The 25,670-nt window shown below is 50.2% G+C and carries 24 protein-coding genes and 1 pseudogene; 8 read left to right on the forward strand and 17 right to left on the reverse strand.

What is annotated here, in order from left to right; genetic code table 11:
* Positions 1-60: 60 nt before the first annotated feature.
* From uvrA to trmFO, 6 genes are all read left to right on the forward strand, one after another.
* On the forward strand, positions 61-2,943 hold the full coding sequence (gene uvrA / locus O4H47_RS12320) for an excinuclease ABC subunit UvrA (RefSeq protein WP_269394277.1): 2,883 nt from the start codon (positions 61-63) through the stop codon (positions 2,941-2,943).
* Between the two features lie 136 nt (positions 2,944-3,079).
* Positions 3,080-3,247: a hypothetical protein gene (locus O4H47_RS12325; RefSeq protein ID WP_269394278.1), complete on the forward strand. Its 168-nt coding sequence runs from the start codon at positions 3,080-3,082 to the stop codon at positions 3,245-3,247.
* A gap of 125 nt (positions 3,248-3,372) precedes the next feature.
* Complete coding sequence (locus O4H47_RS12330) at positions 3,373-3,522, forward strand: DUF1127 domain-containing protein (protein ID WP_269394279.1); 150 nt, start codon at positions 3,373-3,375, stop codon at positions 3,520-3,522.
* 204 nt (positions 3,523-3,726) lie between these two features.
* Complete coding sequence (locus O4H47_RS12335) at positions 3,727-3,876, forward strand: DUF1127 domain-containing protein (protein WP_269394280.1); 150 nt, start codon at positions 3,727-3,729, stop codon at positions 3,874-3,876.
* Between the two features lie 215 nt (positions 3,877-4,091).
* A complete protein-coding gene (locus O4H47_RS12340; RefSeq protein WP_269394281.1) occupies positions 4,092-4,241 on the forward strand; it encodes a DUF1127 domain-containing protein in 150 nt (49 codons plus the stop codon).
* A gap of 131 nt (positions 4,242-4,372) precedes the next feature.
* Positions 4,373-5,764, forward strand: a complete 1,392-nt coding sequence (trmFO, locus tag O4H47_RS12345) for a methylenetetrahydrofolate--tRNA-(uracil(54)-C(5))-methyltransferase (FADH(2)-oxidizing) TrmFO (RefSeq protein ID WP_419719621.1) — start codon at positions 4,373-4,375, stop codon at positions 5,762-5,764.
* On the opposite strand, the gene O4H47_RS12350 is transcribed toward trmFO, so the two are convergent.
* The 4 genes from O4H47_RS12350 to yajC are packed head-to-tail and all read right to left on the reverse strand — an operon-like array spanning position 5,761 to position 9,933.
* A complete protein-coding gene (locus O4H47_RS12350; RefSeq protein ID WP_269394283.1) occupies positions 5,761-6,615 on the reverse strand; it encodes a phytoene/squalene synthase family protein in 855 nt (284 codons plus the stop codon). The two genes, trmFO and O4H47_RS12350, sit on opposite strands and share 4 nt — an antisense overlap.
* A gap of 6 nt (positions 6,616-6,621) precedes the next feature.
* The gene (locus O4H47_RS12355) at positions 6,622-7,014 is read right to left on the reverse strand and encodes an Mth938-like domain-containing protein (RefSeq protein WP_269394393.1); all 393 of its coding nucleotides are present in this window, start codon (positions 7,012-7,014) and stop codon (positions 6,622-6,624) included.
* On the reverse strand, positions 7,015-9,552 hold the full coding sequence (gene secD / locus O4H47_RS12360; protein WP_269394284.1) for a protein translocase subunit SecD: 2,538 nt from the start codon (positions 9,550-9,552) through the stop codon (positions 7,015-7,017). It lies immediately after the preceding gene.
* Between the two features lie 33 nt (positions 9,553-9,585).
* On the reverse strand, positions 9,586-9,933 hold the full coding sequence (gene yajC / locus O4H47_RS12365; protein WP_269394285.1) for a preprotein translocase subunit YajC: 348 nt from the start codon (positions 9,931-9,933) through the stop codon (positions 9,586-9,588).
* 161 nt (positions 9,934-10,094) lie between these two features.
* Between yajC and O4H47_RS12370 the strand changes: the two genes are divergently transcribed.
* The gene (locus O4H47_RS12370; RefSeq protein WP_269394286.1) at positions 10,095-10,961 is read left to right on the forward strand and encodes an ATP-binding protein; all 867 of its coding nucleotides are present in this window, start codon (positions 10,095-10,097) and stop codon (positions 10,959-10,961) included.
* A 32-nt stretch (positions 10,962-10,993) separates the two neighbouring features.
* On the opposite strand, the gene O4H47_RS12375 is transcribed toward O4H47_RS12370, so the two are convergent.
* The 13 genes and pseudogenes from O4H47_RS12375 to O4H47_RS12435 all read right to left on the reverse strand — a co-directional run bounded on the left by O4H47_RS12375 (position 10,994) and on the right by O4H47_RS12435 (position 25,187).
* Positions 10,994-12,433, reverse strand: a complete 1,440-nt coding sequence (locus O4H47_RS12375; RefSeq protein WP_269394287.1) for a peptidoglycan DD-metalloendopeptidase family protein — start codon at positions 12,431-12,433, stop codon at positions 10,994-10,996.
* 66 nt (positions 12,434-12,499) lie between these two features.
* A complete protein-coding gene (locus O4H47_RS12380) occupies positions 12,500-13,159 on the reverse strand; it encodes a protein-L-isoaspartate O-methyltransferase family protein (protein WP_269394288.1) in 660 nt (219 codons plus the stop codon).
* A gap of 7 nt (positions 13,160-13,166) precedes the next feature.
* Positions 13,167-13,943 (reverse strand): 5'/3'-nucleotidase SurE, encoded by a 777-nt coding sequence (surE, locus tag O4H47_RS12385; RefSeq protein ID WP_269394289.1) that lies wholly within the window; start codon positions 13,941-13,943, stop codon positions 13,167-13,169.
* Positions 13,944-15,224 carry a serine--tRNA ligase gene (gene serS, locus O4H47_RS12390; RefSeq protein ID WP_269394290.1) on the reverse strand — a complete coding sequence of 427 codons (1,281 nt, stop codon included), beginning with the start codon at positions 15,222-15,224 and terminating at the stop codon, positions 13,944-13,946.
* Positions 15,225-15,293: 69 nt separating this feature from the next.
* Positions 15,294-16,106, reverse strand: coding sequence for a twin-arginine translocase subunit TatC (gene tatC, locus O4H47_RS12395; protein WP_419719622.1), 813 nt, complete (start codon positions 16,104-16,106; stop codon positions 15,294-15,296).
* Positions 16,106-16,894 (reverse strand): Sec-independent protein translocase protein TatB, encoded by a 789-nt coding sequence (tatB, locus tag O4H47_RS12400; protein WP_269394291.1) that lies wholly within the window; start codon positions 16,892-16,894, stop codon positions 16,106-16,108. Before tatB ends, tatC begins: the two co-directional genes overlap by 1 nt.
* Positions 16,895-16,999: 105 nt before the next feature.
* A pseudogene (locus O4H47_RS12405) lies at positions 17,000-17,152 on the reverse strand (twin-arginine translocase TatA/TatE family subunit); the annotation flags it as partial.
* 63 nt (positions 17,153-17,215) lie between these two features.
* Complete coding sequence (locus O4H47_RS12410; protein WP_269394293.1) at positions 17,216-18,340, reverse strand: ABC transporter ATP-binding protein; 1,125 nt, start codon at positions 18,338-18,340, stop codon at positions 17,216-17,218.
* Positions 18,318-19,025 carry an SMC-Scp complex subunit ScpB gene (scpB, locus tag O4H47_RS12415; RefSeq protein WP_269394294.1) on the reverse strand — a complete coding sequence of 236 codons (708 nt, stop codon included), beginning with the start codon at positions 19,023-19,025 and terminating at the stop codon, positions 18,318-18,320. Before scpB ends, O4H47_RS12410 begins: the two co-directional genes overlap by 23 nt.
* 10 nt (positions 19,026-19,035) lie before the next feature.
* Positions 19,036-19,827 (reverse strand): segregation and condensation protein A, encoded by a 792-nt coding sequence (locus O4H47_RS12420; RefSeq protein WP_269394295.1) that lies wholly within the window; start codon positions 19,825-19,827, stop codon positions 19,036-19,038.
* A 106-nt stretch (positions 19,828-19,933) separates the two neighbouring features.
* Positions 19,934-22,096: an SPOR domain-containing protein gene (locus O4H47_RS12425; protein WP_269394296.1), complete on the reverse strand. Its 2,163-nt coding sequence runs from the start codon at positions 22,094-22,096 to the stop codon at positions 19,934-19,936.
* Between the two features lie 89 nt (positions 22,097-22,185).
* Positions 22,186-23,946, reverse strand: a complete 1,761-nt coding sequence (gene argS / locus O4H47_RS12430; RefSeq protein ID WP_269394297.1) for an arginine--tRNA ligase — start codon at positions 23,944-23,946, stop codon at positions 22,186-22,188.
* Between the two features lie 41 nt (positions 23,947-23,987).
* Positions 23,988-25,187, reverse strand: a complete 1,200-nt coding sequence (locus O4H47_RS12435) for a deoxyguanosinetriphosphate triphosphohydrolase (protein WP_269394298.1) — start codon at positions 25,185-25,187, stop codon at positions 23,988-23,990.
* Between the two features lie 101 nt (positions 25,188-25,288).
* Between O4H47_RS12435 and O4H47_RS12440 the strand changes: the two genes are divergently transcribed.
* Complete coding sequence (locus tag O4H47_RS12440) at positions 25,289-25,639, forward strand: HesB/IscA family protein (RefSeq protein WP_269394299.1); 351 nt, start codon at positions 25,289-25,291, stop codon at positions 25,637-25,639.
* Positions 25,640-25,670 lie beyond the last annotated feature (31 nt).

Genomic DNA, 25,670 nt, shown 5'->3' on the forward strand with positions numbered 1-25,670 from the left:
GGCGGCAAGAAGCAACCTTGCCAACGCAATTGGCGCATCAGTCGATACGGAAAGTTCAATATGTCAAATTCTTCGTCCCTAAATCGCGACCTTGTAATTCGCGGGGCCAAAGAACACAATTTGAAGTCAGTTGATCTCACATTGCCCCGTGACAAGCTAATTGTGATGACAGGGCTTTCAGGTTCAGGAAAATCGTCACTGGCGTTTGATACAATCTATGCTGAAGGGCAACGCCGTTACGTTGAAAGCTTGTCGGCGTACGCCCGCCAGTTCCTTGAAATGATGCAAAAGCCAGACGTTGAGCAAATTGATGGGCTGTCTCCTGCTATTTCAATTGAGCAAAAGACAACATCTCGAAACCCGCGCTCAACGGTGGGTACAGTCACAGAAATCTACGATTACCTTCGTCTGATGTATGCTCGGGTTGGTGTTCCCTATTCTCCGGCAACGGGTTTACCCATTGAAAGCCAAACGGTCAGTCAAATGGTCGACAAAGTTTTGGCACTGGAAGAAGGCACGCGCCTATATTTGCTTGCCCCGATCGTTCGTGGTCGCAAAGGCGAGTATAAAAAAGAACTCGCTGGCTTGATGAAGCGCGGATTTCAACGGGTCAAAATTGATGGCGAGTTTTATGAAATCGCTGACGCACCAACCTTAGACAAAAAGATCAAACACGAAATTGAAGTCGTGGTTGACCGCTTGGTCGTTGGACCTGACTTGCAATCACGACTAGCAGAAAGCTTCGAGACCGCTTTGCATTTGGCCGATGGTTTGGCAATTGCTGAGTTGGTTGCCAAAGAAGGCGAAAACCAAAGATTGGTTTTCTCAGAGAAATTCGCCTGTCCGGTTTCAGGGTTCACTATTGAAGAGATCGAGCCGCGACTATTTTCCTTTAACAATCCATTTGGTGCTTGCCCCACGTGTGATGGTTTGGGAACCGAAGCAAAAATGTCGCCGGACCTGGTTGTGCCTGACGACACCAAAAGTTTGAAGGGCGGCGCGATCCTACCGTGGTCTAAAACTTCCGCCCCCTACTACATCCAAACCTTGGATGCAGTTACCAAAGCCTATGGAGCGTCACTAGATACGCCATGGTCGGACCTTGCTGACGACGTGAAGAACGCTATTCTGTTCGGAACCAAAGGCCAAAAGATTGTTTTCGTATACGATGACGGCCTGCGTTCCTACAAAACAGAAAAACCATTTGAGGGGGTCATCGGCAATCTGGAGCGACGTTATCGCGAGACAGAATCAGCTGGGATGCGCGAAGAAATTGAAAAGTATATGTCGCGTGCGCCTTGTGAGGTCTGCGACGGCAATCGTCTTAAGCCAGAAGCCTTGGCTGTCAAAATTGACGGGTTGCACATCAGCGATGTGTCGAAAAAGTCAATTCGCGAAGCCTACGAATGGTTTGAGCACCTTGGCGACCGGTTGAACCCAACGCAACGCGAAATCGGTGAGCGGATCATGAAGGAAATTCGTGATCGGTTGAATTTTCTCGTCGACGTTGGATTGGATTATCTTTCTCTTTCAAGAAATTCTGGCACCCTTTCTGGGGGCGAGAGCCAACGCATACGATTGGCTTCCCAAATCGGTTCCGGCTTGACCGGTGTGCTCTATGTACTTGACGAACCATCCATCGGTTTGCACCAACGTGACAATGCGCGGTTGCTGGAAACCTTGCGTCGCTTGCGCGATCTTGGGAACACGGTCATTGTTGTGGAGCATGACGAAGACGCGGTGTTAACTGCCGATTATGTTGTTGATATTGGTCCGGGTGCCGGCATTCACGGTGGCGAAATCGTTGCACAAGGCAAACCGCAAGACATTATCAAAAACAAAAAGAGCCTAACGGGTCGGTATTTATCCGGCGAGCTGGGCGTAAAGATCCCCGAAGAGCGACGCCCCTTATCTGACACCCGTCGCATCCGCATTACAGGCGCGACCGGCAACAATTTGAAGAATGTTTCCGTTGATATTCCGCTTGGAACATTTGTTGCTGTTACTGGAGTTTCAGGTGGCGGCAAATCCACTCTTTTGCTTGATACGATGTACACAGCGATTGCGCGCAGACTAAATGGCGCGCGGGTAACCCCTGCCCCACATGATCAGCTCTTGGGCCTCGAGTTTCTTGATAAGGTCATCGATATCGATCAAAGCCCAATTGGGCGGACCCCACGGTCTAACCCCGCGACTTACACGGGTGCTTTCACGCCAATTCGAGAATGGTTCGCCGGATTACCTGAAGCAAAGGCACGTGGATATGCGCCAGGACGCTTTTCATTCAACGTTAAAGGCGGGCGGTGTGAGGCGTGCCAGGGCGACGGTGTGAATAAGATCGAAATGCACTTCCTGCCGGACGTTTATGTGACTTGCGATACATGCAAAGGCAAACGCTATAATCGCGAAACACTTGAGGTCATGTTCAAAGAAAAATCGATATCTGACGTGTTGGACATGACTGTTGATGAGGCAGTTCAGTTCTTTTCAGCTGTGCCTTCTATTCGAGACAAGATGCTGACGCTGCAGCGCGTTGGGCTTGGGTATGTAAAGGTTGGTCAACCTGCAACCACCCTGTCAGGGGGAGAAGCGCAACGGGTTAAGCTCTCAAAAGAGCTTTCAAAGCGAGCGACTGGTCGGACACTCTACGTGCTTGATGAACCAACAACCGGATTACACTTCCATGATGTCGCCAAGCTACTAGAAGTCCTTCACGAACTCGTGGACCAAGGTAATACAGTTGTGGTGATTGAACATAACCTTGAGGTCATCAAGACAGCCGATTGGATCATTGATTTGGGACCAGAAGGTGGTGACGGCGGTGGTGAAATTGTTGCCGAAGGTCCGCCAGAAGCAATTATTGCCGAAAAACGCTCACACACCGGTCGCTTTTTGAAAGAATTGTTCGATCGTCGCTCAGGACAGCGAGCAGCGGCTGAATAGAGTATCTGATAGTTATGACAACTTGATGTGTTTGGCTTGTTGATAGTGCATGGCTGCACTACGCTTTTTGGCAGTGCTGCTTGCGTGTGGAGCTTGGTATGCTCGACCATACTTAGAATCTTGCAAAGGCAGTACCATGCGAAACACGAGCATTCAGTCGTTCATCGACCTGTTCAATATGCGTCAACACCTGCGTGAGTTGGACACCAACATCCATGACAATGCCGATATGCTAGGCATCTACAGCCGTGAGTTCCGCATGCCCGTACAACAAAACGATCGTCACGCGAACTTGACGCGCTAGCATGTTAACCAGACCTGCGGTTTGTGCATGGGTGATGTGCGGCAACAGGGTCTACTCAATCTCACATTGCGGACCTATATGAAGGTCATCAAACAACAACCAATGCATTCAACAGGAGAATGATCATGGCTTTGACTAACTCACTACGCCGCTGGGCTTCTTACCGTAAAACTGTTCGTGCGTTGAACTCGCTTGACGAACGCGGCCTCAATGACCTCGGCATCAACCGTGGCGACATTGCAGCTGTTGCGCGCTCACAAGCAGAACGCATCTAAGTCGATCATCTAAAATGATCAACTATAGTCTTGAATACCCGCCCTTCATCTCGAACGGCGGGTGTTTTTTTGTCAACTATCAGTTGGAAATACGACCTGCGTAATCTGCATGGGTGATGTGCGTAAACTGTCTCTACTCAATATCACTTTGCAGCATTATATGAAGGTCATCAAACAATAACCAACGCGTTCAGGAGAATGATCATGGCTTTGGGAAACACACTACGCCGCTGGGCATCTTATCGCAAAACTGTACGCGCTTTGAATTCACTTGACGAACGCGGCCTCAATGACCTCGGCATCAGCCGTGGCGACATTGCAGCTGTTGCGCGTTCACAAGCAGAGCGCATCTAATCAGTTTTGCTTGCTGATCAAATCATCAGTATACGAAATTCACGACACCCGCACTTTAAACGAAGTGGCGGGTGTTTTGTTTTGTTCGCACGCGCGCAAATCTAGCCATGCATCAAACGCATAGACGAATTGCACATTCTCTATCTACTCGTTCGCATCAAACTTCACTAAGTTCAGGTCAACAACAACGCAATACCTTATCTAGGAGATGAGCAATGGATTTCGGAAAAACACTTCGTCGCTGGGCTTCTTATCGTCAGACAGTACGTGAGTTGAGCGCTCTTGATGACCGTGAATTGAATGACCTTGGTATCAACCGTGGTGACATTCAGCCTTTGGCACGCGAGCAAGCTTCTCGCATCTAGTGCTAAACTTTGCACTAGACACTGGCCTCCAAGACCTTTGAACACCCGCACTTCAAAAGAAGTCGCGGGTGTTTTGCATATAATGGGCCTTTTTTGTTGCCCAAATTTTTCAATGAATGTATGTGCGGTCTATGACAAATTCTTCAAAAACTATTCACGTTGTTGGTGGTGGGTTAGCAGGCTCTGAAGCTGCTTGGCAGGCCGCTGAACTAGGTGCAACCGTAGTGCTGCACGAAATGCGCCCCGTACGAAAAACTGACGCTCACCATACGGATGGCTTGGCAGAGTTGGTGTGTTCAAACAGCTTTAGATCTGACGATCATGAGTATAATGCCGTTGGTTTGCTGCATGAAGAAATGCGCCGCTGCAATTCGATCATTATGCAGTCGGCAGAAAAACACAAATTGCCCGCTGGCGGCGCTCTAGCTGTTGACCGAGACGCTTTTTCTAGCGACGTAACGGCGGCACTTGAGGCTCATCCCAATATTACGATTGATCGTGCCGAAGTCGCCGGTCTCCCCCCCAAAGACTGGGACAACGTCATCTTGGCGACGGGACCGCTGACCTCCCCGGCCCTGGCGGAAGGCATACAGTCGATCACCAATTCAGACTCGCTTTCTTTCTTCGACGCGATAGCTCCAATCATCCACAAAGACTCAATCAATATGGATGTTGTGTGGGCACAATCGAGATACGACAAAGCGGGTCCGGGCGGCACAGGCGCAGACTATTTGAACTGCCCAATGGATGAAGAGCAATACAATGCCTTCATCGACGCATTGCTAGCTGGGGAAAAAACCGAATTCAAAGAGTGGGAAAATGTCCCATATTTTGACGGCTGCTTGCCGATTGAAGTGATGGCAGAGCGCGGTCGAGAAACGCTGCGGTTTGGCCCTATGAAGCCTGTTGGTTTGACAAACCCTAGAACCCCGGACGTTAAGTGCCACGCGATTGTACAACTACGCCAAGACAATGCACTGGGCACCCTCTGGAACATGGTTGGGTTTCAAACCAAACTCAAATATGGAGTTCAGGCCGATATTTTACGGATGATCCCAGGTTTGGAAGATGCACAATTTGCGCGCCTGGGTGGGTTGCATCGCAATACATTTTTGAACTCACCTGAGTTACTAGACCAACAACTGCGATTGAAAGCAGAGCCTCGTTTGCGTTTTGCTGGCCAAGTGACTGGTGTTGAAGGATACGTAGAAAGCGCCGGACTTGGTTTAGTAGTTGGCAGAATGGCTGCAGCACAAACAAAGGGCGAAGAACTTGCGCCACCACCACCTACGACGGCCATGGGTGCGCTCGTGCACCATATTACCGGCGGTCATTTGGCAGATGAAACAAATGGCATCAAATCATTCCAGCCGATGAATGTGAATTTTGGCCTGTTTCCGCCTGTTGAAAAACCCACAAAACCAGAGGGTCACATTGGGAGATGGCGCGGTCCAGACAAAGCGAAGGCCAAAAAGCTTCTTATGACAAAACGCGCGTTGGAAGACTTAAAAGGTTGGGCCTAATTCTTTGCTGCATAGGCAAACATTGAGATCATCTTACGCATTTCTGAGCGACCGGCACCGGCGGCTACAAAGGGATTTTCCTTTTGCGTTCGGAGAAATCTCAGCTGCAATGCGCAAACAGCGCTTTGGACAAAGGCAATTCTCACCGGCTTAGGTAACAACTTGATTGCATTTTGTGCCAGAGCAAGGTGCGCGTTGGCCGCTTCACCATGCGCACCAATCGCTTGGCGCAGGGGTTCGGTGTTCTGCCCAGCGAGAATAGACTTGTCGTCAATTCCAAAGGACTTGAACACGCTTAGTGGTAAATAGATCTGCCCTTTGGCGCTATTGTAGCCAAAGGCTAGCAAATGTTGCGTGTAGGTTGTTGCAACCCCCAAATGGCCGGCGGCCTCTGCATAGATCGCTGGATCAGCGCTCTTGTCTCCCAACATCATGGCGAAATACTGGAAAATGCATGCGCGGGTTTCGCCCGCGTATCCCTCAAACTGGTTCACGTCCGGCATGGGGTCGTCATATAGATCAAATCTGTGAGCGGCAATCATGCGTTTTAAAGGCACCGTGGGAAGTCGGTGTTTTTCAATCGCAACCAACAATCTGTCCGCAATAGGGTTGGCGCGCACAGCGCCATGACCTTTGCCTTCTAGCGCGTCGTGCCACCACTGCAGGCGGATTTCGCCTGGTGTGGGCTCTGAAACCCGCTGACGAACCACACGCAGCTCAGCAGCAAAAGCCGCTAGGGCTTGCACGTCTGGGCGCACATCTTCTGGCATAAATAGTGTTGCCAGATAGTCGTCTCGCGATATTTTGTTCAATTCTTCAGCAACGTGCCGTTGGTTGGTGCTTGTTTGCATAGCGCTTTATTCAGCACGTTCAATTGCGATAAAACCGGCCGATACTGCACGTTTTTCGGCCATCAGCACGTTGTAAGTGCGAACGGCTGCACCCGTGCTCATTGGCTCAAGAATGATTGCGTGTTCGCGAAACTTTTCTCGAATGCTCTCGTCAATGAACGCGATATCTTTACCTGTGCCAATAAGAAAGACGTCAATTTCGTCGCTTCTTTCAAATATCTGCGTGAAGTCCAATTCGTCCAATTGTGTGGCATTGGTTATCGCCCATTTGTGCATACCTGATGGCAGACACAACAGCGAACCAATGTGTGACATGTCTTCAAAGCGGAACCCACCGTTGCCATAGGCATCGATGGGAACCTGATATTTGTAATGTCCGTCTGCGATTTGTGACACGATTTACACAGACGCGCCATCGGCGCGTTGCTCGGCTTTTTCCTCTTCCGCGCGCGCGCTCAATTTGAAGTTCATCAAAAGAGGAGCGGCAACAAAGATTGATGAGTATGTTCCAACAATCACGCCCCACGCCATAGCGAAAGTGAAACTCCGGATGACTTCGCCACCAAAAATCACAAGCGCTGTCAACGCCAAAATTGTTGTAACCGAGGTTAGAATAGTGCGCGATAACGTGTGGTTGATCGACATATTCAACAAGTCGCTCATCAGCATCTTGCGGTATTTGCGCAAGTTTTCTCGCACACGGTCGTAGACCACAACCGTATCGTTGAGCGAATACCCCACAATCGTTAGAATTGCTGCAATAGAGGCAAGATTGAACTCAAAACCTGTTATGGCAAACATGCCAATAGTCAGCACAACGTCGTGCACCAAGGCAGCGACAGCACCAACTGCGAATTGCCATTCAAACCGCATCCAAATATAGCCAAGAACAGCAATAATAGCCGCTATAACGGCAATGGTGCCAGTTTGTGCCAGCTCACCCGAAACCGTTGGACCAACCACCTCAGTGCGTCGCACTTCGTAGTCACCCTTTATGGAATCAACAACTTTGGTCACAGCTTCTTGCTGGGCCGTATCGCCGCCATCTTGGGTTTCAATTCGGATCAGAACGTCTTTTGCACTGCCAAATTCTTGCACTTGAACGTCGCCCAAACCAAGCTCACCAACCCGCGAACGAATGTCCGCGATATCCGCTTGATCAGCTGTCGCTTGAACTTCAATCGAAGAACCGCCCTTAAAATCAATGCCCAAGTTCAAGCCTTGGGTGAAGAAAAGACCAAAGGACCCGACCAACAACACTGAAGAAAACGCAAAGGCGATGACCTTTCGGTCCATAAATTTAAAGGCCGTTCCATCAGGCAGGAGCTGCAGCAAGTGAACCTTCAACTCCTTTGGGCGGAACCAAGCAAACCAGCGAGCAATTTGGAATTGCGTCAAAAGATATGCCGTAAACATCGTTGTCAGAATACCAATGGCCAACGTAATCGCGAAGCCACGGATTGGTCCTGAACCAAGGAAAAACAGAATGACAGCGGCAATCAGCGTGGTGACGTTAGCATCCACGATTGTTGCAAACGCCCGCTGGAAGCCAGCTTCAATTGCCTGCACGACAGACCGACCTGCGCGCTTTTCCTCGCGGATACGCTCATAGATCAACACGTTCGCATCAACCGCCATACCAATCGTCAATACGATACCTGCAATGCCTGGCAAGGTAAGCGTTGCACCAAGTACAGACAAAACGCCCATGACGAGGAAAATGTTGATGACCAGCGAGATATTCGCGAAAATTCCGAATACACCGTAGGCCGCCAGCATGAATGCAATCACCAAAATGCCGCCAACCAAGCCAGCAATTTGACCTGCTTGCACACTATCAGCACCCAGACTTGGGCCCACAGAGCGTTCTTCAATGATATCAAGCGTTGCGGGCAGAGCACCGGCGCGCAACAACACGGCAAGGTCATTTGCACTTTCAGCGGTAAAGTTCCCTGTTATCTGCCCGGAACCGCCAGGAATGGCCGTTTGGATCGTTGGCGCTGTTATTACTTGCCCGTCCAAAACAACGGCGAACCGTTGACCGACATTTGCTCCGGTTAGTTCAGCAAAAACAACAGCGCCGCGCGTATCAAAACGGAAAGTTACAATTGCAAGACCCGATTGGGAGTCAAAGCCAGGTTGAGAATCAACCAACGACTCTCCGCCAATAGCCACGTCTTCCATTAGCAACTCTTCGCCACCTGCTTGGCTGGGCAAAATGAAAGTCCCTACGGGAAGTCCCTGCACTTTGGCTTGCGCCGCTGTGATTGTTGGGTGAACCATATGGAAAGTAAGTCGCGCAGTTTGCGAAATCAGATCTTTCAACCGCTGAGAATCATCAAAACCCGGGACTTGGACCAAAATTCGGTCACTACCTTGACGTTGAATTGTTGGCTCAGTAGTGCCCAATTCGTCAATTCGGCGGCGCACAACTTCAATTGATTGTGCAACAACTGATGACAAGCGCTCTTCGATACCCTCGTCTGTGAGTTGCATCGTCAATTTGCCGTCGGCGGTTTCCCCAAAACTGATCTCATTCACACCACCGACGCCGCCAATTACTGTGGCAAGAGGGATATTAAGATCCTGAATTGCATTTTTTGCCAATTCGAACTGAGCAGAATCTGTCAATTCAATGGTCAAAAGCGTACCATCGGTCTTGATGATGTGACCGATGGCATTGTCATTTGCCAGCAACGACCGCGCCTCACGGCGAAGTTCTTTGACACGCTCAGTAACAAGTTCTTCTTTGTTCACTTGGAGCAACAAGTGCGAACCGCCTTGAAGATCAAGACCAAGCACAATCTGCTGCTTTGGCATCCAATCCGGCAACGAAGCAAGTGTTTGCTGTGATACAAGATTTGGAAGTGTAAACAAAATACCAGCCAATGACACGATAAGTATCAAAGCGGCGCGAATTGGGGAGAATTGTAACATGAGCGAGTCAGATCTTCTTGTCTGTTAGCTGAACTATTTCTTGTCAGTTTTGTTGTCGTTCACGGGCTCAGCTTTGGTGCGAACATCAGCCACCATTGAGCGAACAACCTTTACGCGAACGTTTTCAGCAAGTTCAACTTCCAACTCACCGCTGTCGTCTTTCACGCGAACAACTTTCCCCACAAGACCACCACTGGTCACAATGGTATCACCGCGGCGGATTGCTTCGAGCATATTCGCTTGTTCTTTTACGCGCTTTTGTTGTGGCCGGATAATCAAGAAGTAGAAAATCGGGATAATCAGCAAGATCGGCATCAAGCTGGTGAGGTAATCAGCTGCGCCGGGTGCTGCTGCTTGCGCAAATGCTGGTGTTACAAACATACGGATACTCCTTAGATCGACTTTTAAACCGTGAACATTTCCACTTAAATGGGCTCAAATCGGTTCGTCGCGTTATGGTCTCAGATCGTGCGGGAATATATAGGTGCAAATTTGCAAATGCAAAGGCAAACAAAGCTTTTCACGCAAAGATTGGATATTAAATGAAAAAGAAACATGTGCTTTTGGACATTGCGCGTTCGCTTGCGATCCTTGCAGGTCGGGATCTAAAGCAATCTGCAGAACTCACAACCGCAGATGCTTATCAATGGAACGGTCAAAACCAATGCTTGCAGCCAGTCGACAAAGTGAATTTTATTGCATTGGACTTGCTGCTTGGAATTGACAATCAAAAATCGATCCTATCCCAGAATACCGAACAATTTGCCAAAGGACTTGGGGCAAATAACGCACTACTGTGGGGTGCAAAAGGCATGGGCAAGAGTTCCATCGTCAAAGCACTGCACGCAGATATATTGCAAAAATCCGCAAGCGACACATCATTTCGCCGCTTAGTTTTAATCGAAATTCATCGTGAAGACATTCAAACAATGCCGTCGCTTATGCGTTGCGTTGCGCAGGCCGACGCGCAGTTCTTGATCTACTGCGATGACTTGTCGTTCGACAAAGACGAAATGGACTACAAAGCCCTCAAATCGGTACTAGATGGTGGCTTGGAGGGCAGACCAAGTAATGTGCTGTTTTATGCTACATCAAATCGGCGCCATTTGATGCCCCGCGATATGGTGGAGAACGAAACGCGCGCTGCCATTCATTCAAGCGAAACAATTGATGAGAAAGTATCGCTTTCTGATCGTTTTGGTTTGTGGTTGGGGTTCCACAACTGCGATCAACAGACATATTTGGATATGGTGAGTCATTATTGCGCGCATTATCAAATTAATGTGGATGCGGAGGAACTACGCGCCAACGCTATTGAGTGGGCAGCGACCCGTGGGGCACGCTCTGGCCGCGTGGCCATTCAGTTCGTGCGCCACTTGGCAGGCAAAAAAGGCCAGTCCCTCTTTTAGGACTGGCCTTAGCGCTTAAATTTCAAGCTTTCTTAGCTTGCAAGAAGCGGCAATGGATCAACTGGCGTTGCCCCTTTGCGCAATTCGAAATGCAACTGCGGCCGGCTCACTGCGCCGGTCATGCCCGCTGTGCCGATAGAATCACCACGATTTACTGCGGCCCCTTTGGCAACTGTAATGTCTTTAAGGTGTGCATATGCAGACACGTAGCCATTGCTATGCTTGATCAACACCAGATTTCCAAAGCCCTCTACAGCGCTACCCACATAAATGACTTCGCCATTTTCGGCAGCGCGGATCGATGAGCCTTCTGGAACTTCAATGTTTACACCTGTGTTCTTCGAGGCACGGAAATCTGCGATGACCCGACCTTTAACAGGCCAACGGAAAGAACCTGCAACGGCTTGGGGTGCTTTTGCCTGTGGCGTTTCGACCTTCACTGGCGCAATTGAAGCGGTCGTGGTGACTTTTTCAGCTGGTGCTGGTTTTGGTTCTTCCGCCTTTTCAGGCGTGGTGGCGACAGCCGCTTTGGGTGCTGTTGTTGCTAGGCCAGTAGGTCGAGAAATCGGTCTTGGCGCAACCTCAGCTGTTTCCACCGTTTTAGGCGCCACCGCAGCAGTTGGCGTTGGAACAACCGGTTCCGCAGGCTTTGCAGCACTTGCAGACACCGCAGGCGCGGCAGTTGGAATAGCAGCCGGTGGTGTGGATGCTGAAGCCACTTTTACTGGTGCTACAGTCGTTTTCACATCTGGCGTGGTATATTTTGGTGCCACCATACCGGGACGACCTGGGACAATAATGTCCTGTCCAACGAAAATTCTGTCCGGCGAAATCATTCCATTTGCGGCAACGATTGAATCCGTTGTCACGTCATAACGGCGCGCGATTGCATATAGCGATTCGCCCGCCTCTATTTTGTGGGTAAACGCATTGTCTGGCACTGCGCGCGGTGCAAGCGCGCCTGCGATACTCGCGGTGGTTGTGTTGTCGATTTTTGGCGCTGTGTTGAGATCAACTTCAGCTAGAGAAGGCATTGCGGGCATTGACTGGGTACTCGTTACTGTAATTGGGGTCAAAGTGGGCAATTGCTGACGAACAATCTGAGATTGCGACGCAGCCGACTGCCCCAGTACTGGGGCTGCCTGAACCTGTGGATATACGCCCGATGTGAGCGGGTCTCTTGTATCGATATTTTGTGTATTTACGGAGGGGCCTACAGTCGCAGCTGGAATGTATGGTGCCCTTGAATTTGATGCGCTTAGATATTGCCCGGCGGGCGGCAGCTGCGTTGCAGCAACCGCATTTGGCATGGCTTGTGCAAGATTGGCGTTCGTAGCTGTATTTACCGAGCTTGTGGTGAGTGGTGCGGCGAACCTACTAGCGGTGCAACCGGCCAGCAAGGCCGCACAGGACAATGCACCGATGATTGCAACTGAGGACTTTAACACCCCTATCCGTACGCGAAAACTCATGCGATTTACTCTTACTCAATACACTACAACGGATTTGAGTATAGGTGCGTTAAGGTAAAGGGGAGTTTAAAGTGTTGTATTTTTTCCCGGCACCAAAGCGGGAAGACGAATGTCTCCCAATTCGGTGAAATCAAGTTTCCCTTCAATTTTGTCGACCCGGGTGATCTTTTGAACCGCTTTTGGTTCCCCAATAGCCGCAACAAGGCAGCCCCCCTCGTCCAACTGATCTGTCAGGTCGATCGGTAATGATTTGACTGAACCAGTGAGCAAGATTCGCGGAAAAGGCGCTTGATGCGGCCATCCCAGCAATCCGTCGTCGTTGTTCTCGACGATGTTGCTCAATCGAAGTTCCTTCCAGATCGCGCTTGCCTTGCGCAATAAGTGTCGGTCCCGCTCCACTGTGAACACCCGTTTACAAAGCGTGGATAGCATTGCAGTGGCAAAACCACTGCCCGTGCCAATTTCCAAAACCTTATTCGGCACATCAGCAAGATCGAGTGCATCTAAAAGTTTGGCCAATTTGATTGGTGAAATCATAGACTGGTGGTGATCAAGCGGAATTGAAACGTCTCTATAGGCGTGTTCCATATATTCTTCTGGAACAAACCGATCGCGCGGAATGGTTTCTAACGATTTGAGGATATGCCCATGCATTATGCCGGCCTGACGCGCTTGCAGCACCAGCGAGGCGCGTGCCCAGTCAAGATTCTGCTCCGCATCACTCATATTGCCTCTAATCGGTTAGAGATAGTTTCCCTTTGAGCGCATTGATGGCTTCGAAATCGGATTGCTGCAATTTCATCGGTGTAACAGTAATAGCATTATGTTCGAGCAAACGCACACAATCAGCTTCAGCATCCAGCGGCGTTGGGGTTTTCAGGATTGTTACAAAAAAATGCCCGTCATTGTCGCTTGGATAATACTCGAATGCTGACTTTGAGAACCGTTGATGAGGTACCAATTCGATCCCGGACACATCCGCAGCCGCGCATCGAGGAAAATTGACGTTGTAATAGACGTCATGCGCGTCGTGATGTTCGAGAATTGACCTTATCGCAGCCGCGCCGTACTGCTCGGAACAGTCCCACTCAATCAAATGCTCATCGCTAAAATCCATGCTTTGGCTCAACGCGATACCAATCGCACCTTGTAAAACACCTTCGCGCGCGCCCGCTGCTGTGCCTGAACAATGAACGATGTCTGCGATATTTTGACCGCGATTGATGCCAGAAAGAACGACATCTGCCGGCTTGTCTTTCAGCACGTGGGTCATGCCAATGGCAACGCAGTCAGCGGGCGTGCCTTCGATGGCGAACACCCGCTTGTCGCGCTGATCAAGTGACAGCTCTGTGCCTAAAGTGAATTTGTGCCCGACGCCACTTTGATTGCCCGCAGGCGCGACGACCCAAACATCGTTGGACAGCTCGCGCGCAATTCTTTCAAGGTGTTTAATACCAGGCGCATCAACGCCGTCATCATTGGTAACAAGGATGCGCAACTGGTCTGCCATCTATTTGGCCGCTGATATTTCAGTTTGGCCGCCCATATATGGCTGCAAAACTTTGGGAATGGCGATGGAACCATCTTCTTGTTGATAGTTTTCCATCACCGCGATCAATGCCCGACCTGTTGCCACACCTGATCCGTTCAGCGTGTGAACATATTGCGGCTTGCCATTTTCGTCACGATAACGTGCTTCCATGCGGCGCGCTTGATAATCACCTGCTACTGAGACAGAAGAAATCTCGCGATATGTGTTTTGACCCGGCAGCCAAGCTTCAATATCAAAGGTACGCATCATCGTTGCGCCCATGTCACCAGCACAAAGGCGCATAACACGATATGGAATATCTAATCCCTTCATCACTGCTTCTGCACAGCCAAGCATGCGCTCATGTTCTTCGAGTGATTTGTCTGGCGCTGTCACAGCAACCATCTCAACCTTGTAGAACTGGTGTTGACGCAACATGCCTCGTGTATCACGACCGGCAGAACCAGCTTCTGAGCGGAAGCAAGGCGTTAAAGATGTGAATCGCAGTGGCAGCTCCTCATGGCTCAGCATGCTTTCGCGCACAAGGTTCGTCAAAGAGACCTCAGACGTTGGGATCAACCAGCGGTCATCCGTCGTGCGGAATGCGTCTTCTGAGAACTTGGGCAGTTGGCCCGTGCCAAACAAAGCTTCCGAGCGTACTAAGAGCGGCGCGATAACTTCGGTGAATCCGTGCTCAGTTGTGTGCAAATCGAGCATATATTGCCCAAGCGCGCGCTCTAAACGTGCAATGCCATTTTTGAGCACAACAAAACGAGATCCTGCGATTTTTGAGGCAATCTCAAAGTCCATTTGGCCGAGTTGTTCACCCAGCTCATAGTGTTCTTTGGGTTCAAAATTGAACTGTCTTGGTTCAGCAAAACGGCTTTTTTCAACGTTGTCGTTTTCGTCAGCGCCAGCGGGAACATCTTCAAGCAGCAAGTTTGGTAGTCCTGCTAACAGGTCGTTCAACTCCGCGGTTTGAAGGCGCTCCGTTTCTTCACCTTGCTGCACTTTTGACTTCAAGTCCGCAACCTGTGCCAACAACGCTTGCGCTTTTTCTTCGTCGCCTTGCGCCTTTGCTTGACCAATTTGTTTGGATGAAGCGTTGCGTGTTTCTTGCCACTCATTCAGCTGCTGAACTGTCGCTTTGCGCGCATCATCGAGGGTGATAATCTTTTGTGACTGGCCCTCTGCTCCACGCCGTTCAAGACCCGCATCAAATGCTTCGGGGTTGGCTCTAATCCATTTAACGTCAAACATGTTGTGCTCCGGCTTTTGCCGATCAGTTTCGTGATCTTTTTATGTGTTTATGCTGGTGAAAGGTCTTGCTTATGCAGCGTCATTCTCTGACTCTGCCTCGCGTTTCGCCCGCGATCGCTCGACAAATTGAACAGCGAAGATGGATAACTCATAGAGTAGAAAAACCGGAACAGCGAGGCCGATCTGCGTCATAGGATCTGGTGGCGTGAGAAAAGCCGCAACGGCAAGAATCGCAACAATTGCGTATTTCCGCCAAGATTTCAGGTTTTCAGCAGTGATCAATTCGGCACGGGCCAAGAGTGTCAAAATGACAGGCAGCTGGAAACACAAACCGAACGCCAACAACAGCGTCATAGTCAAAGACAAATATTCGCTCACGCGGGTAAGCATTTGAATTGAAGCTTGCCCGGGTGCATTTTGTTCAAACGATAAGAAGAAGCGCATCGCCAAGGGCATAACCCCAAAATACACCAGCGAAGCGCCCAAAAGAAATAGAATCGGTGTTGCAATCAGATAGGGAACAAAGGCCGCTCGTTCGCGCTTGTATAAGCCTGGTGCTACAAACATGTAAACTTGGCTGGCAATCACAGGGAAAGCCAGAAAAATGGCGCCAAACAGTGCAACTTTCAGCTCAGTAAAAAACGCTTCCTGTGGAGCTGTGTAAATCAAGCTTACATCTTCCACTGAGCCACCAACGGCTTGCACGAAGGGGCCCAATAAAACGGTATAGATTTGACCCGCAAAGAAAAAGCAAAAGACAAACAGCAACGCAATCGCAGCAAACGAATAGATTAGACGCGTACGAAGCTCAACGAGATGCTCCATGAGTGGCGCTTCGCTTTGTGTCACTTCATCGTTGGGGTTTTCGAGCATTTTGTTCATCATGCGTCCCCTTTAGGGGTTGCCGCAGCTTTAGCTGGTGCGGCACGTTGCAATTTCGCTGCAGTTTTGGCAGGAATGCCGCCTTTGTTTGCGACAGCGGTAATTGGCTTCACTTCTTTTGCGGCGGCGGCTTTCTTAGGCGCTGCTTTGCGCGCTGTCGCAGATTTCGCCGCCGTCGTTTTGGCAGTGGTCGTTTTACGCACGGCAGGTTTTTTCGGCGCAGCCTTTTTTGCGGGTGCCTTTTTGGCAGCTACTGTTTTTGTAGACGTACTTGTTTTCTTGGCTGCGCGTTTTCGTGGTGCTGCTTTCTTGGCGGGCGTCTTTGGCGCTGCTTCACTCTCAACGTCGCCATCAACTTTTGCGGCGGCGTCGGTTTGTGCGCGGGCAATCGCTGCTTTCATGCTTGACGCAGCAGCTGCTGGGTCGGGAGAAGGCGTTGTTGGCAAGCCAGCAGACTCGCGAATTTCGTTCGCAACGCTTTCCTGCCCCTCCACTGCGGGTTTGATCGCGCCGCTTGGCTCCACGCCGTCTTTGCCGACGGTGTTGAACTGGTTCGTCAGCTCTTCGTGCGTGTCTTGCAGCGGCTTGGTAATTGAGCTCTTGATGTCTTTAATCTCATCCAAGGCGGCAACCTTGCTGATTTCTGACTTGAACTCATTGCCCATACGGCGAACGGAGCCAAAAACTTTGCCCATCTGACGTAGCATTGCTGGCAGGTCCTTTGGACCAACCACAATAAGCGCGATCGCCGCAATGATCAGCATTTCGCTCAAGCCGATATTCAGCATCAAGACATCCTCAGCATTAAAAAAGAACTATTGTTGAGTTAGGGGGACAAAGGTCCCTCAGAACTAGCTCTTGTCTTTTTCAGCTTCTTCTTTTTTGACGTCGATTTCGGCAACTTGCTTCTCATCATCAGACATACCTTTGCGGAATGCTTTAATGCCAGAAGCGACTTCGCCCATCATGCCGGCAATTTTGCCGCGACCAAATAGCAGCAATGCAGCGACTGCGATGATCAAAATTCCCCAAGGACCTGGATTCATGGTTTTTACTCCTCTTGATCGCGCATTAAGCGCGCGAAAAAACTTGTCGTTATTCAAATATGGTCAAATCGCATCAAACACAAGGACACGATTAGGGTTTATCGCGATATTTACGTCTTGTCCCGGATACACATCGTCGCTGGCGGGCCTGCGAACGCGCACGGGTTGATCAATTCCCGAAACAGCGACTTCAATCGTATCAATACCAATTGCTGTATGCTTATTGACGACGCGACCCATTGCGCCTTCGCCTTTTTCTACCAAATTCGCCGATGCGACTGGCCGCATGGCCACTATGATTTTTGCGCCGTCACTTCGCCCTGCTACACTTAGCTTTCCAAGTGGTGTTTCTGCAAATCCATTCACAACGGTCGCGTGCATCTCGGAAATTGGCGAAAAGAAACGGGCGACGCTCAAATCTAGTGGCGAATTGTAAATCTCATCCGAGGACCCAATTTGCGCTATTTGCCCATCGCGCAGCAGCGCAATCTTATCGCCAAACAGCATAGCTTCCTCGGGATCGTGCGTCACGATAACGCATGTTGCCCTGGTTTCGCGCAAAACCGCCAAGGTTTCGGCACGTACGCTCTCGCGCAAGCGTGCATCAAGCGAAGAAAATGGTTCATCCAGGAGCAACAGCCCAGGTTTAGGCGCGATCGAGCGCGCCAGAGCCAAACGCTGTTGTTGCCCACCAGAGAGCTGAGATGGGTATCCATCTGCTCGGTCCGCAAGTCCAACCCTTTTTAGAGCATGTAGAGCTTGATTTCGCGCTTCTTCTCGCCCCAAAGATTTCAATCCATACTCAACGTTTTGCAGAACAGACATATGGGGAAAGAGCGCGAAGTCTTGAAACATCAGTCCGATGCCGCGTTTTTCGGGGCGTATGGAAATGGTGGAGGAAGACACCACTCGTTTGTTGATGGAAATTGTTCCCGCCGAAATGTCTTGTAATCCGGCCGTCGCCCGAAGAATGGTTGATTTGCCAGAGCCAGAGGCCCCAAGCAAACACAATATCTCACCGGGTGCAGTTGAAAAATCTGTGCCCTTTAGAACTTCTCGACCACCCATTTCACAATGGACTTGATTGAACTCCAATGCAGCAGCAAAGCTGATGCCAGCTGTTCCTCGGGGGCCCCATTCTTGGTCAAAACCGGCTTGTTTGGCTTCAGTATTGTTCGTCAAGGTCATCATGGCTCAGTTCGGTCAGCAGGTCATCTCCGTCGTCATCTGCATCAAGCGGGTCTTCATTGTCAAACAAATCCCCATCATTTGGCGCAGGAACAGTAAAATCTGGCGGCAAATTGGCAGATAATAACCCAGTGCCCTTCAATTCGTTCAACCCAGGTAAGTCAGTTATTGCCTCCAAGCCAAATTGATCCAGGAACTCAGGAGTTGTTCCATAAGTTACGGGCCTGCCCGGCGAACGGCGACGACCACGCATGCGAACCCATCCCGCCTCCATCAAAACATCGAGTGTGCCTTTTGAGGTTGCTACACCCCGAACGTCTTCAATTTCGGACCGCGTGACGGGCTGGTGGTATGCAATAATTGCCATAATCTCTAAAGCTGCGCGCGAGAGCGGTTTTCGCTCTGTTTCCTCGCGCCGAAGCAGAAAGCCCAAATCTTGTGCGGTTCTAAACGCGTAAGCATCGCCCCGTTTCACCAAATTGACGCCAGCGTGTTTGTATTTTTCAGTGAGTCGCTCTGCTAGATGTTCCAAATCCGCACCATCTGACAAAAAGGGAATTGCCTCCTTTAAATGCAATGGTTCTTTGGCGGCGAACAACAATGCTTCGAGCACGCGCAAATTGCGGCGAACAATCTCGCTATTTTCAGGTTCATTGTTTTCAGCCAGGTTGTTTTCTTGATCCAAAGCGTGTTCCCTAAAGGCCTCTCTTGCGTCTTAATAGAAGTGGCCCAAATGCTTGGGTTTGACGTAGTTCTAATGTGCCCTGACGAACCATTTCCAAAGAAGCGGTAAAGCTTGATGCAAGCGCTGTGGTTCGCTCTTCAGGTAAATCTATATATTTTGACAGGCATGCGTGCAAAGGTATCCAGTCAGCCCCCTCACCGATCAATCTTCGCAAAATGTCTTCTGCATCTTGCAGTGACCAAACTGTCCTTTGTGTCGGTGCATATTCAGCAGGTATCTGGCGCTCGCGTTGCGTGGCATAAGCACGCAGCAAATCAAAGTAAGTAGCCTCCCAAACATTCTTTCTATCTGTCACAACAGCTTCAGGGTCGCCTCGGCTAAAAATCTCCCGGCCAAGTTGGGGTCTTCCCATGAGTTTGGCGGCACAATCGCGCATCGCCTCTAGCCGTTTCAACCTAAACTGCAACAATGCAGCCATTTCTTCGCCGGTAGGTTCGTCGGTGTCATCTTCATGCGGCACCATCAATCGGCTTTTGAGATAGGTGAGCCAAGCCGCCATCACCAAATAATCGGCGGCAACTTCAATCCGACGCTCCCGAATCGTGTCGATAAAGCTCAAGTATTGCTCGGCAAGCGCCAACACGGATATATTCGCAAGATCGACTTTTTGTTTGCGCGCAAGGTCGAGCAGAAGGTCCAACGGGCCCTCATACCCTTTCACATCCACATACATGATGCCCTCGCCTCTCATCTTTGGGAGAACATCTTGCATGAAGTCTGCTTGATCTGCGTTTTGGACCATGTGACCTGCCTACACCATCAATTGGTTATAAGTGTGACGTGGTCTATGTGACTTGGTCAAGCAGGATTGGCAGCAAATGCCGCCAATTCACTGGAAATGAAGGTGTTTAGTTGTTTCTGACGAAACAATCGCCGCCACTGGACTTCAGGCTGGAACAAAGTGCGTTCGCGTCAGCCAAACTATTGGACGGTACACGGACCCGGAAATAAATTCCTTTTTCGCCCAAATCCACCTGGTTGATGTCAATTGTCTGGCTTCCCAAAATTGACGGGAATTTACGCTGCAGCGACGAGGCTGTGCTTTGCGCCGTTTCGACACTACGCTGCGAGGCTAGCTGCACATAGAATGGTGCGGAAACCCCGGCGCTTGTTGCATTACTAGTCGCCGGTGCTGGCGCGCTGACATTTGCAGTTGGCAGCAACGAAATTGGTTGTGCGGAAGTGTCAGCCTGAACGGGGGTCGTGTTGATCGCAACGGTTGGTGCAACACCGAACCCAAGGCCAGAAGGTCGAGCTGGCGGTTGCGGCGCAGTTGGATCGTCTGGCAATGCATCAATTGGAGCGGTTGCTGTTTCCACTGCCACAGGTTCTGCAGTAGGCGCCACCTCAGTCTGACTAGCCACTTCGGTGCCTTCTTTGATAGCATTTAGAACGTTTGCAATTTCATCCGTCGCAGCAGTTGTTGTTTCAACAGCCACTGTTGGCGCATTTGGCCGAACGTCTTGCGGTAATTGCTCGGCGCCTGCTGAAGATTCGGTACCGCTTACAATCGTTCCATCAGCCAAAACGGTTACTGTTTTGACCTTGCGATTTGTCAATCCGCCGCTGGAGCTATTTGGTGTCACAACACGCGCAACGTCAGCTCCTGATGCGCCTGCGGTTTCATCACGCGAAACAATTTGTTCCTGCGCCGTTGGTTCAGCGTTCCCATCTAATGCTGTGAATACACTGGATCCACCAGTTTCGCTCGGCGTTACAGCTGGTGTTTCTTTCACTTGTGTGTTTTGAGCGGAAACAACTGGAATGTCCTGTCCTGCAGGGTTTTGGCCAACAAAAAACCAATAGGCAACCCCACCGACAACCGCCAGCAGTACAATCGCTGCGACTGAGGCAACAATTGGCAATATGCTGCCACCACGCCTTGGTTCGTCGTCGTAGGTCGCTTTGCGTTCTGGCTGAACGGATTGGTGCGCCACAGGATCGACAAAGTCGCGTGCTGTTGGAGCTTCAGGCTCTAGCCTTGGTTCTCTTAGCTGCGCCGTCGAAGCACGTGCTGCCGCCACGGGTGACTTTTCAACACTTGGTCGTGTGCCGGCAGCTGATGCCAAAGCCGCCAAAATTGCGGCCTCTGCCGCATCTGCTGGTTGAGGATTTGTCGTAGGAGGGCTGTTTGTATCAGCGATTAAGTTTTCAATTTCAGTGAGCGGATCTTCAACTTCTTCTGAAAGGTCAGCACCGTCGCTGGTTTGAGATGGTGGCACAGCAAATTCGTCTTCCCCAACCGGCACTTGCAAGTTCTGCTGAGGGATATACTCAAAATCACCACCAGAAGCAGCGGAACGCCGTTCAAGGTTATCGGAGAGCTCTGATTCAATCCCCTTTTCAGGCTGATCATCATTTGGCTGAGACGTTGGTCCGCTCGGCACAGGAATTGGATCAAACTGTGGAGCAACAGGCTCAGCGGACTGGTGTTCAACATCTTCAATGATGGCTGCAATGCCGTCTAAAACGTCCGGAGTAGGAATGGTTTCATCGACGTCAAAACTTGCGGCTTCAGCCATTTCATCCATTTGAGATGGGGCAAAATCCAAATCTTCTGTTTCCGACCGTGAATCTGCTGCATTGTCCACACCCATTTTGATGTTGTGGGAAAAATCGAACTCGAACGCGGAGCCCGTTGTGTTTGCAGGCTCTTGCATCTCGTCAGATGGCTCCGTCGGCGACGGGGTCCGAATTGCGGTCACGCCTTCGCCGATCTGCGAAAACGGGGCTGTATCACCGCTTTTCGAAAACGGCAGAATTTCGCCAGCACCCTGCTCAGTTTGTGGTTGGGCAATATCCTGTGACGACTGGTCCGCTTCAATTTGTTGTTCAAACGATCTTTGTGCGTCCTTCTTTTCGCGGGCATCTGCAGCGAGCTGAGCACGTTCATCAACCGATTTGGAAACGGAGGCCTGCTTTGCATCGTCTGCAACAATGCGCGCAAGTTCTGCAATCAAATCATCTGTTTGATCCGTTGCCAGGTTGTTGCGATCGTTCGAATTTGTCATTTTGTTCGGCCAATAACGTTAGTTATGACCCTCACCTCTACATTCACGACACTGTATTTTATAGCTGGTAACCCAGCAATGTGCCTGAATTATGATAGTTCATCTGGCGCGGATACTCCAAGAATGCCCAATCCATTACGCAAAATCTGTCGGACAGCATTCACCATTGCGAGTCGCGCCAATGTTATTGTCCTATCTTCATGATTAACAAATCGTAACTGCGGCTCTTCTTTGCCTTTAGTCCAGAATGCATTAAACGCGCCGGCTAACTCATGCACATAGAAAGCAACCCGGTGCGGCTCATGCGCAACTGCAGCAGCCTCAATGGCCCGCGGAAACTGCCCCATTACTTTTAAAAGCGTCAACTCTGCCGGATGAGAGAGCAAACTAAGGTCTGCAGACTTCAAGGAATCCGGAGAAACATCAAGTTCTGGTACGTCCCGCGCTGCGTTTCTAAAAGCGGAACATGCCCGCGCATGTGCATATTGGACATAAAACACAGGATTATCACGGGTTTGCTGCGTCACAAGGTCAAAATCGAAGTCCAACGGTGCTTCATTCCGGCGGAACAACATAATAAAGCGTACCACGTCTTGTCCCACTTCTTCCACCAAATTGGCCATGGTGACAAAGTTGCCGCTCCGTTTTGACATTTTGGCGGGTTGGCCGTTGCGCAACAAGTTCACCAACTGACAAATCTTGACGTCCACTTCAGCTTCACCACCTGAAACAGCTTTTCCTGCAGCTCCCAACCGTTTGATGTAACCCGCGTGGTCGGCGCCAAGTACCACAATCTGAGAGTTATAACCCCGAAGATATTTGTTCCGGTGATAGGCGATGTCAGCCGCAAAGTAGGTGTATGATCCGTCAGACTTAACAAGAGCTCTGTCAGTGTCATCGCCGAATTGGGTGGCTTTGAACAGTGTTTGCTCGCGATCTTCCCATTCTTCAGGTGTTTTGCCTTTCGGCGCTTCAAGTGTGCCTTGATAAACAAGACCCTGCTCACGAAGCCAATCAAGCGTTTCCTTGATGTCGCCGCCGTTGCCGCCACCATGTAGTGTTGATTCAGAAAAGAATTTATCGTGCTTGATGCCAAGTTTTTCGAGGTCGGCGCGCACCATATCCATCATTTTTTCCAGCACTACGGGCCGAATGGTAGCTTCACGTTCGGCGTCATCCATGGATTTTAACTTGTCGCCAAACTGCTCAGCAAGGGCTTTGCCCACTGGAATGAGGTATTTGCCCGGGTACAAACCTGCAGGAATTTCGCCAATATCATCGCCTAGAGCTTGGCAATACCGCAAATAAGCTGAGTTGGCCAAGACGGTGATCTGCCCACCCGCGTCGTTGATGTAGTACTCGCGCGTGATTTCGTAGCGACAAAACGCCATAAGACTGGCAAGAGCATCGCCAAATACCGCGCCGCGCGTATGCCCCACGTGCAGCGGACCAGTCGGGTTTGCGGATACATATTCAACGTTTACTTTGCCAACAGGTGCAACAGCGGGGCGACCGTAGTCAGCGCCCTGCTCGTTTGCATCAGCAATCACTGACTGCCAAACGTCTGGGGTCAAAGTGAAATTGATAAACCCTGGGCCAGCGATTTCGATGTTCGCAACTTGGGGATCGCCCTCAAACGCTGCAACAATGCTATCGGCAATTGCGCGCGGATTTGATTTCAGCGTCTTTGAGAGCACCATTGCCGCATTGCAGGACAAATCGCCATGGCTCGCATCGCGCGGCGGTTCAACCACAAATCGGCTAAGCGCAGCTTTGTTGTCGCTCAGTTCAGGATAAAGGTTGATCAGTTTCTCTTCCACACGGTTGCGAAAGACTGCAAATGCGTCCATTTTGATGTGTCCATCTCATAAAGAATTGATTGTGCAAGCGGTTACCGGAAATCCACGTCCGCGTCAAACAATCGGTTAAATGTAGCGGTGGCGTATGGGTCTGTCATGCCCGAAACAAAGTCGCAAACAACTCGTTCGCGGCCCCCTATCGGGTTAGAGTTAGCCAAAACTTCCCATTCTGGCGGCATGGGTTCACCTTCTTTGAACGCATCAAACAATCTCCCAACGATTTCTTCGCCTTGGCGAACAGATGCCATCACCTGATCTGAGCGATAAACATTGGCGAACAGAAAGGATTTAAGCTCCTTTTCTTTGCTCTCCATGGGTTTTGAAAAACAAATCATCGCGCGACCTGCGGTCCTAATGTCTTCTGCGGTGCGCGGTGCTTGGCCTGAAATATTGTTTTGAGCGGTGTGAATGACATCCTCAATTGTTCTTGTGATTAATCGCCGAATTGTTTCGTGGGATTGTCGGTCTGCGCTAACATCCGGATATCTATCTTGAACCTCACATACGATTTCGCCAACAAGGGCCACATCCCGCAGTTGATTAAGCGACAGCAATCCGGCCCTTAGGGCATCATCAATGTCATGGGCGTTGTAGGCTACATCATCTGCAATTGCAGCGGCTTGCGCCTCAAGGCTCGCAAAACTGTCATATCGCAAATCAGCAACTGCTGGAATATGATCTAGTCCAAACGGCAGCCCCTCAGATTTATATCGACCAATGGGAGCCCCATTGTTGTCCGTTAGCGGTCCATTATGCTTGATGATGCCTTCAAGAGTTTCCCAAGTTAGGTTCAGTCCATCATGTTCTGCGTATCGATTTTCAAGCAAAGTAACCACACGCATTGCTTGCACATTGTGATCAAACCCTTGGTGGTCCTTCATCCTTCCGTTCAGCACGCGCTCACCCGCGTGACCAAATGGGGTGTGCCCCAGATCATGGGCAAGGGCCAAACATTCCGCCAAATCTTCATTCAGGTTTAGCGCACGCGCAATTGAACGCGCGATTTGTGAAACTTCTAGAGTGTGCGTTAGCCGTGTGCGAAAGTGATTGCCTTCATGATGGAGAAAAACCTGCGTTTTGTGCTTTAAACGCCGAAAGGCATTTGAGTGTATAATACGATCACGGTCGCGTTGAAACTCAGAGCGAGTTGGGCTGCTGCTCGTTGGGTATTGTCGCCCCAAGGATTGGTGTGAATGTGATGCGTAAGACGCGAGTGCGCGGTTTAATTGCATTTCAACTTTCCTTGTACCCTCTTTTCAAAGCGCTTTATGAAGCTTATCTATTAAACAAGACTTGTAAAATCGCCTTTTGGCGTACGTGATAGGGATTAAATATGTCAGATGTTGCAACAGCAGCGGCAAAAGTCGTCGTCACCGACAGCGCATTAGCACGGATTGAGGCGATATTGGCCAAGCAAGCGCCGGGCACGGTTCTGCGTGTGGCCGTATCTGGTGGCGGTTGTTCGGGCTTTCAGTATGAATATAATTTGGTTCAAGAGAAGCCCACCGACGATGATTTGGTACTAGGAACCGATAATGCCCGCGTTTTAATCGATTCAATGAGCCTTGAGTTTATGCAAGGGGCCGAAATTGACTTTGTGAATGACCTTATTGGCCAAAGTTTTCAAATCAACAACCCAAACGCCGTCGCTTCGTGCGGATGTGGCACCAGTTTCTCGGTTTAGATTATTGCGGCGAGGATAGCTTCACTCTAGT

The organism is Maritalea porphyrae (assembly GCF_027213965.1).
GTDB lineage: Bacteria > Pseudomonadota > Alphaproteobacteria > Rhizobiales > Devosiaceae > Maritalea > Maritalea porphyrae_A.

Excerpts from the sequence above, each read along its gene's own strand:
- uvrA (WP_269394277.1), top strand. The coding sequence starts at position 61 with ATGTCAAATTCTTCGTCCCTAAATCGCGACCTTGTAATTCGCGGGGCC.
- O4H47_RS12325 (WP_269394278.1), top strand. The coding sequence starts at position 3,080 with ATGCGAAACACGAGCATTCAGTCGTTCATCGACCTGTTCAATATGCGT.
- O4H47_RS12330 (WP_269394279.1), top strand. The coding sequence starts at position 3,373 with ATGGCTTTGACTAACTCACTACGCCGCTGGGCTTCTTACCGTAAAACT.
- O4H47_RS12335 (WP_269394280.1), top strand. The coding sequence starts at position 3,727 with ATGGCTTTGGGAAACACACTACGCCGCTGGGCATCTTATCGCAAAACT.
- O4H47_RS12340 (WP_269394281.1), top strand. The coding sequence starts at position 4,092 with ATGGATTTCGGAAAAACACTTCGTCGCTGGGCTTCTTATCGTCAGACA.
- trmFO (WP_419719621.1), top strand. The coding sequence starts at position 4,373 with ATGACAAATTCTTCAAAAACTATTCACGTTGTTGGTGGTGGGTTAGCA.
- O4H47_RS12350 (WP_269394283.1), bottom strand. The coding sequence starts at position 6,615 with ATGCAAACAAGCACCAACCAACGGCACGTTGCTGAAGAATTGAACAAA.
- secD (WP_269394284.1), bottom strand. The coding sequence starts at position 9,552 with ATGTTACAATTCTCCCCAATTCGCGCCGCTTTGATACTTATCGTGTCA.
- yajC (WP_269394285.1), bottom strand. The coding sequence starts at position 9,933 with ATGTTTGTAACACCAGCATTTGCGCAAGCAGCAGCACCCGGCGCAGCT.
- O4H47_RS12370 (WP_269394286.1), top strand. The coding sequence starts at position 10,095 with ATGAAAAAGAAACATGTGCTTTTGGACATTGCGCGTTCGCTTGCGATC.
- O4H47_RS12375 (WP_269394287.1), bottom strand. The coding sequence starts at position 12,433 with ATGAGTTTTCGCGTACGGATAGGGGTGTTAAAGTCCTCAGTTGCAATC.
- O4H47_RS12380 (WP_269394288.1), bottom strand. The coding sequence starts at position 13,159 with ATGAGTGATGCGGAGCAGAATCTTGACTGGGCACGCGCCTCGCTGGTG.
- surE (WP_269394289.1), bottom strand. The coding sequence starts at position 13,943 with ATGGCAGACCAGTTGCGCATCCTTGTTACCAATGATGACGGCGTTGAT.
- serS (WP_269394290.1), bottom strand. The coding sequence starts at position 15,224 with ATGTTTGACGTTAAATGGATTAGAGCCAACCCCGAAGCATTTGATGCG.
- tatC (WP_419719622.1), bottom strand. The coding sequence starts at position 16,106 with ATGAACAAAATGCTCGAAAACCCCAACGATGAAGTGACACAAAGCGAA.
- tatB (WP_269394291.1), bottom strand. The coding sequence starts at position 16,894 with ATGCTGAATATCGGCTTGAGCGAAATGCTGATCATTGCGGCGATCGCG.
- O4H47_RS12410 (WP_269394293.1), bottom strand. The coding sequence starts at position 18,340 with ATGACCTTGACGAACAATACTGAAGCCAAACAAGCCGGTTTTGACCAA.
- O4H47_RS12420 (WP_269394295.1), bottom strand. The coding sequence starts at position 19,827 with ATGGTCCAAAACGCAGATCAAGCAGACTTCATGCAAGATGTTCTCCCA.
- O4H47_RS12425 (WP_269394296.1), bottom strand. The coding sequence starts at position 22,096 with ATGACAAATTCGAACGATCGCAACAACCTGGCAACGGATCAAACAGAT.
- argS (WP_269394297.1), bottom strand. The coding sequence starts at position 23,946 with ATGGACGCATTTGCAGTCTTTCGCAACCGTGTGGAAGAGAAACTGATC.
- O4H47_RS12435 (WP_269394298.1), bottom strand. The coding sequence starts at position 25,187 with ATGCAATTAAACCGCGCACTCGCGTCTTACGCATCACATTCACACCAA.
- O4H47_RS12440 (WP_269394299.1), top strand. The coding sequence starts at position 25,289 with ATGTCAGATGTTGCAACAGCAGCGGCAAAAGTCGTCGTCACCGACAGC.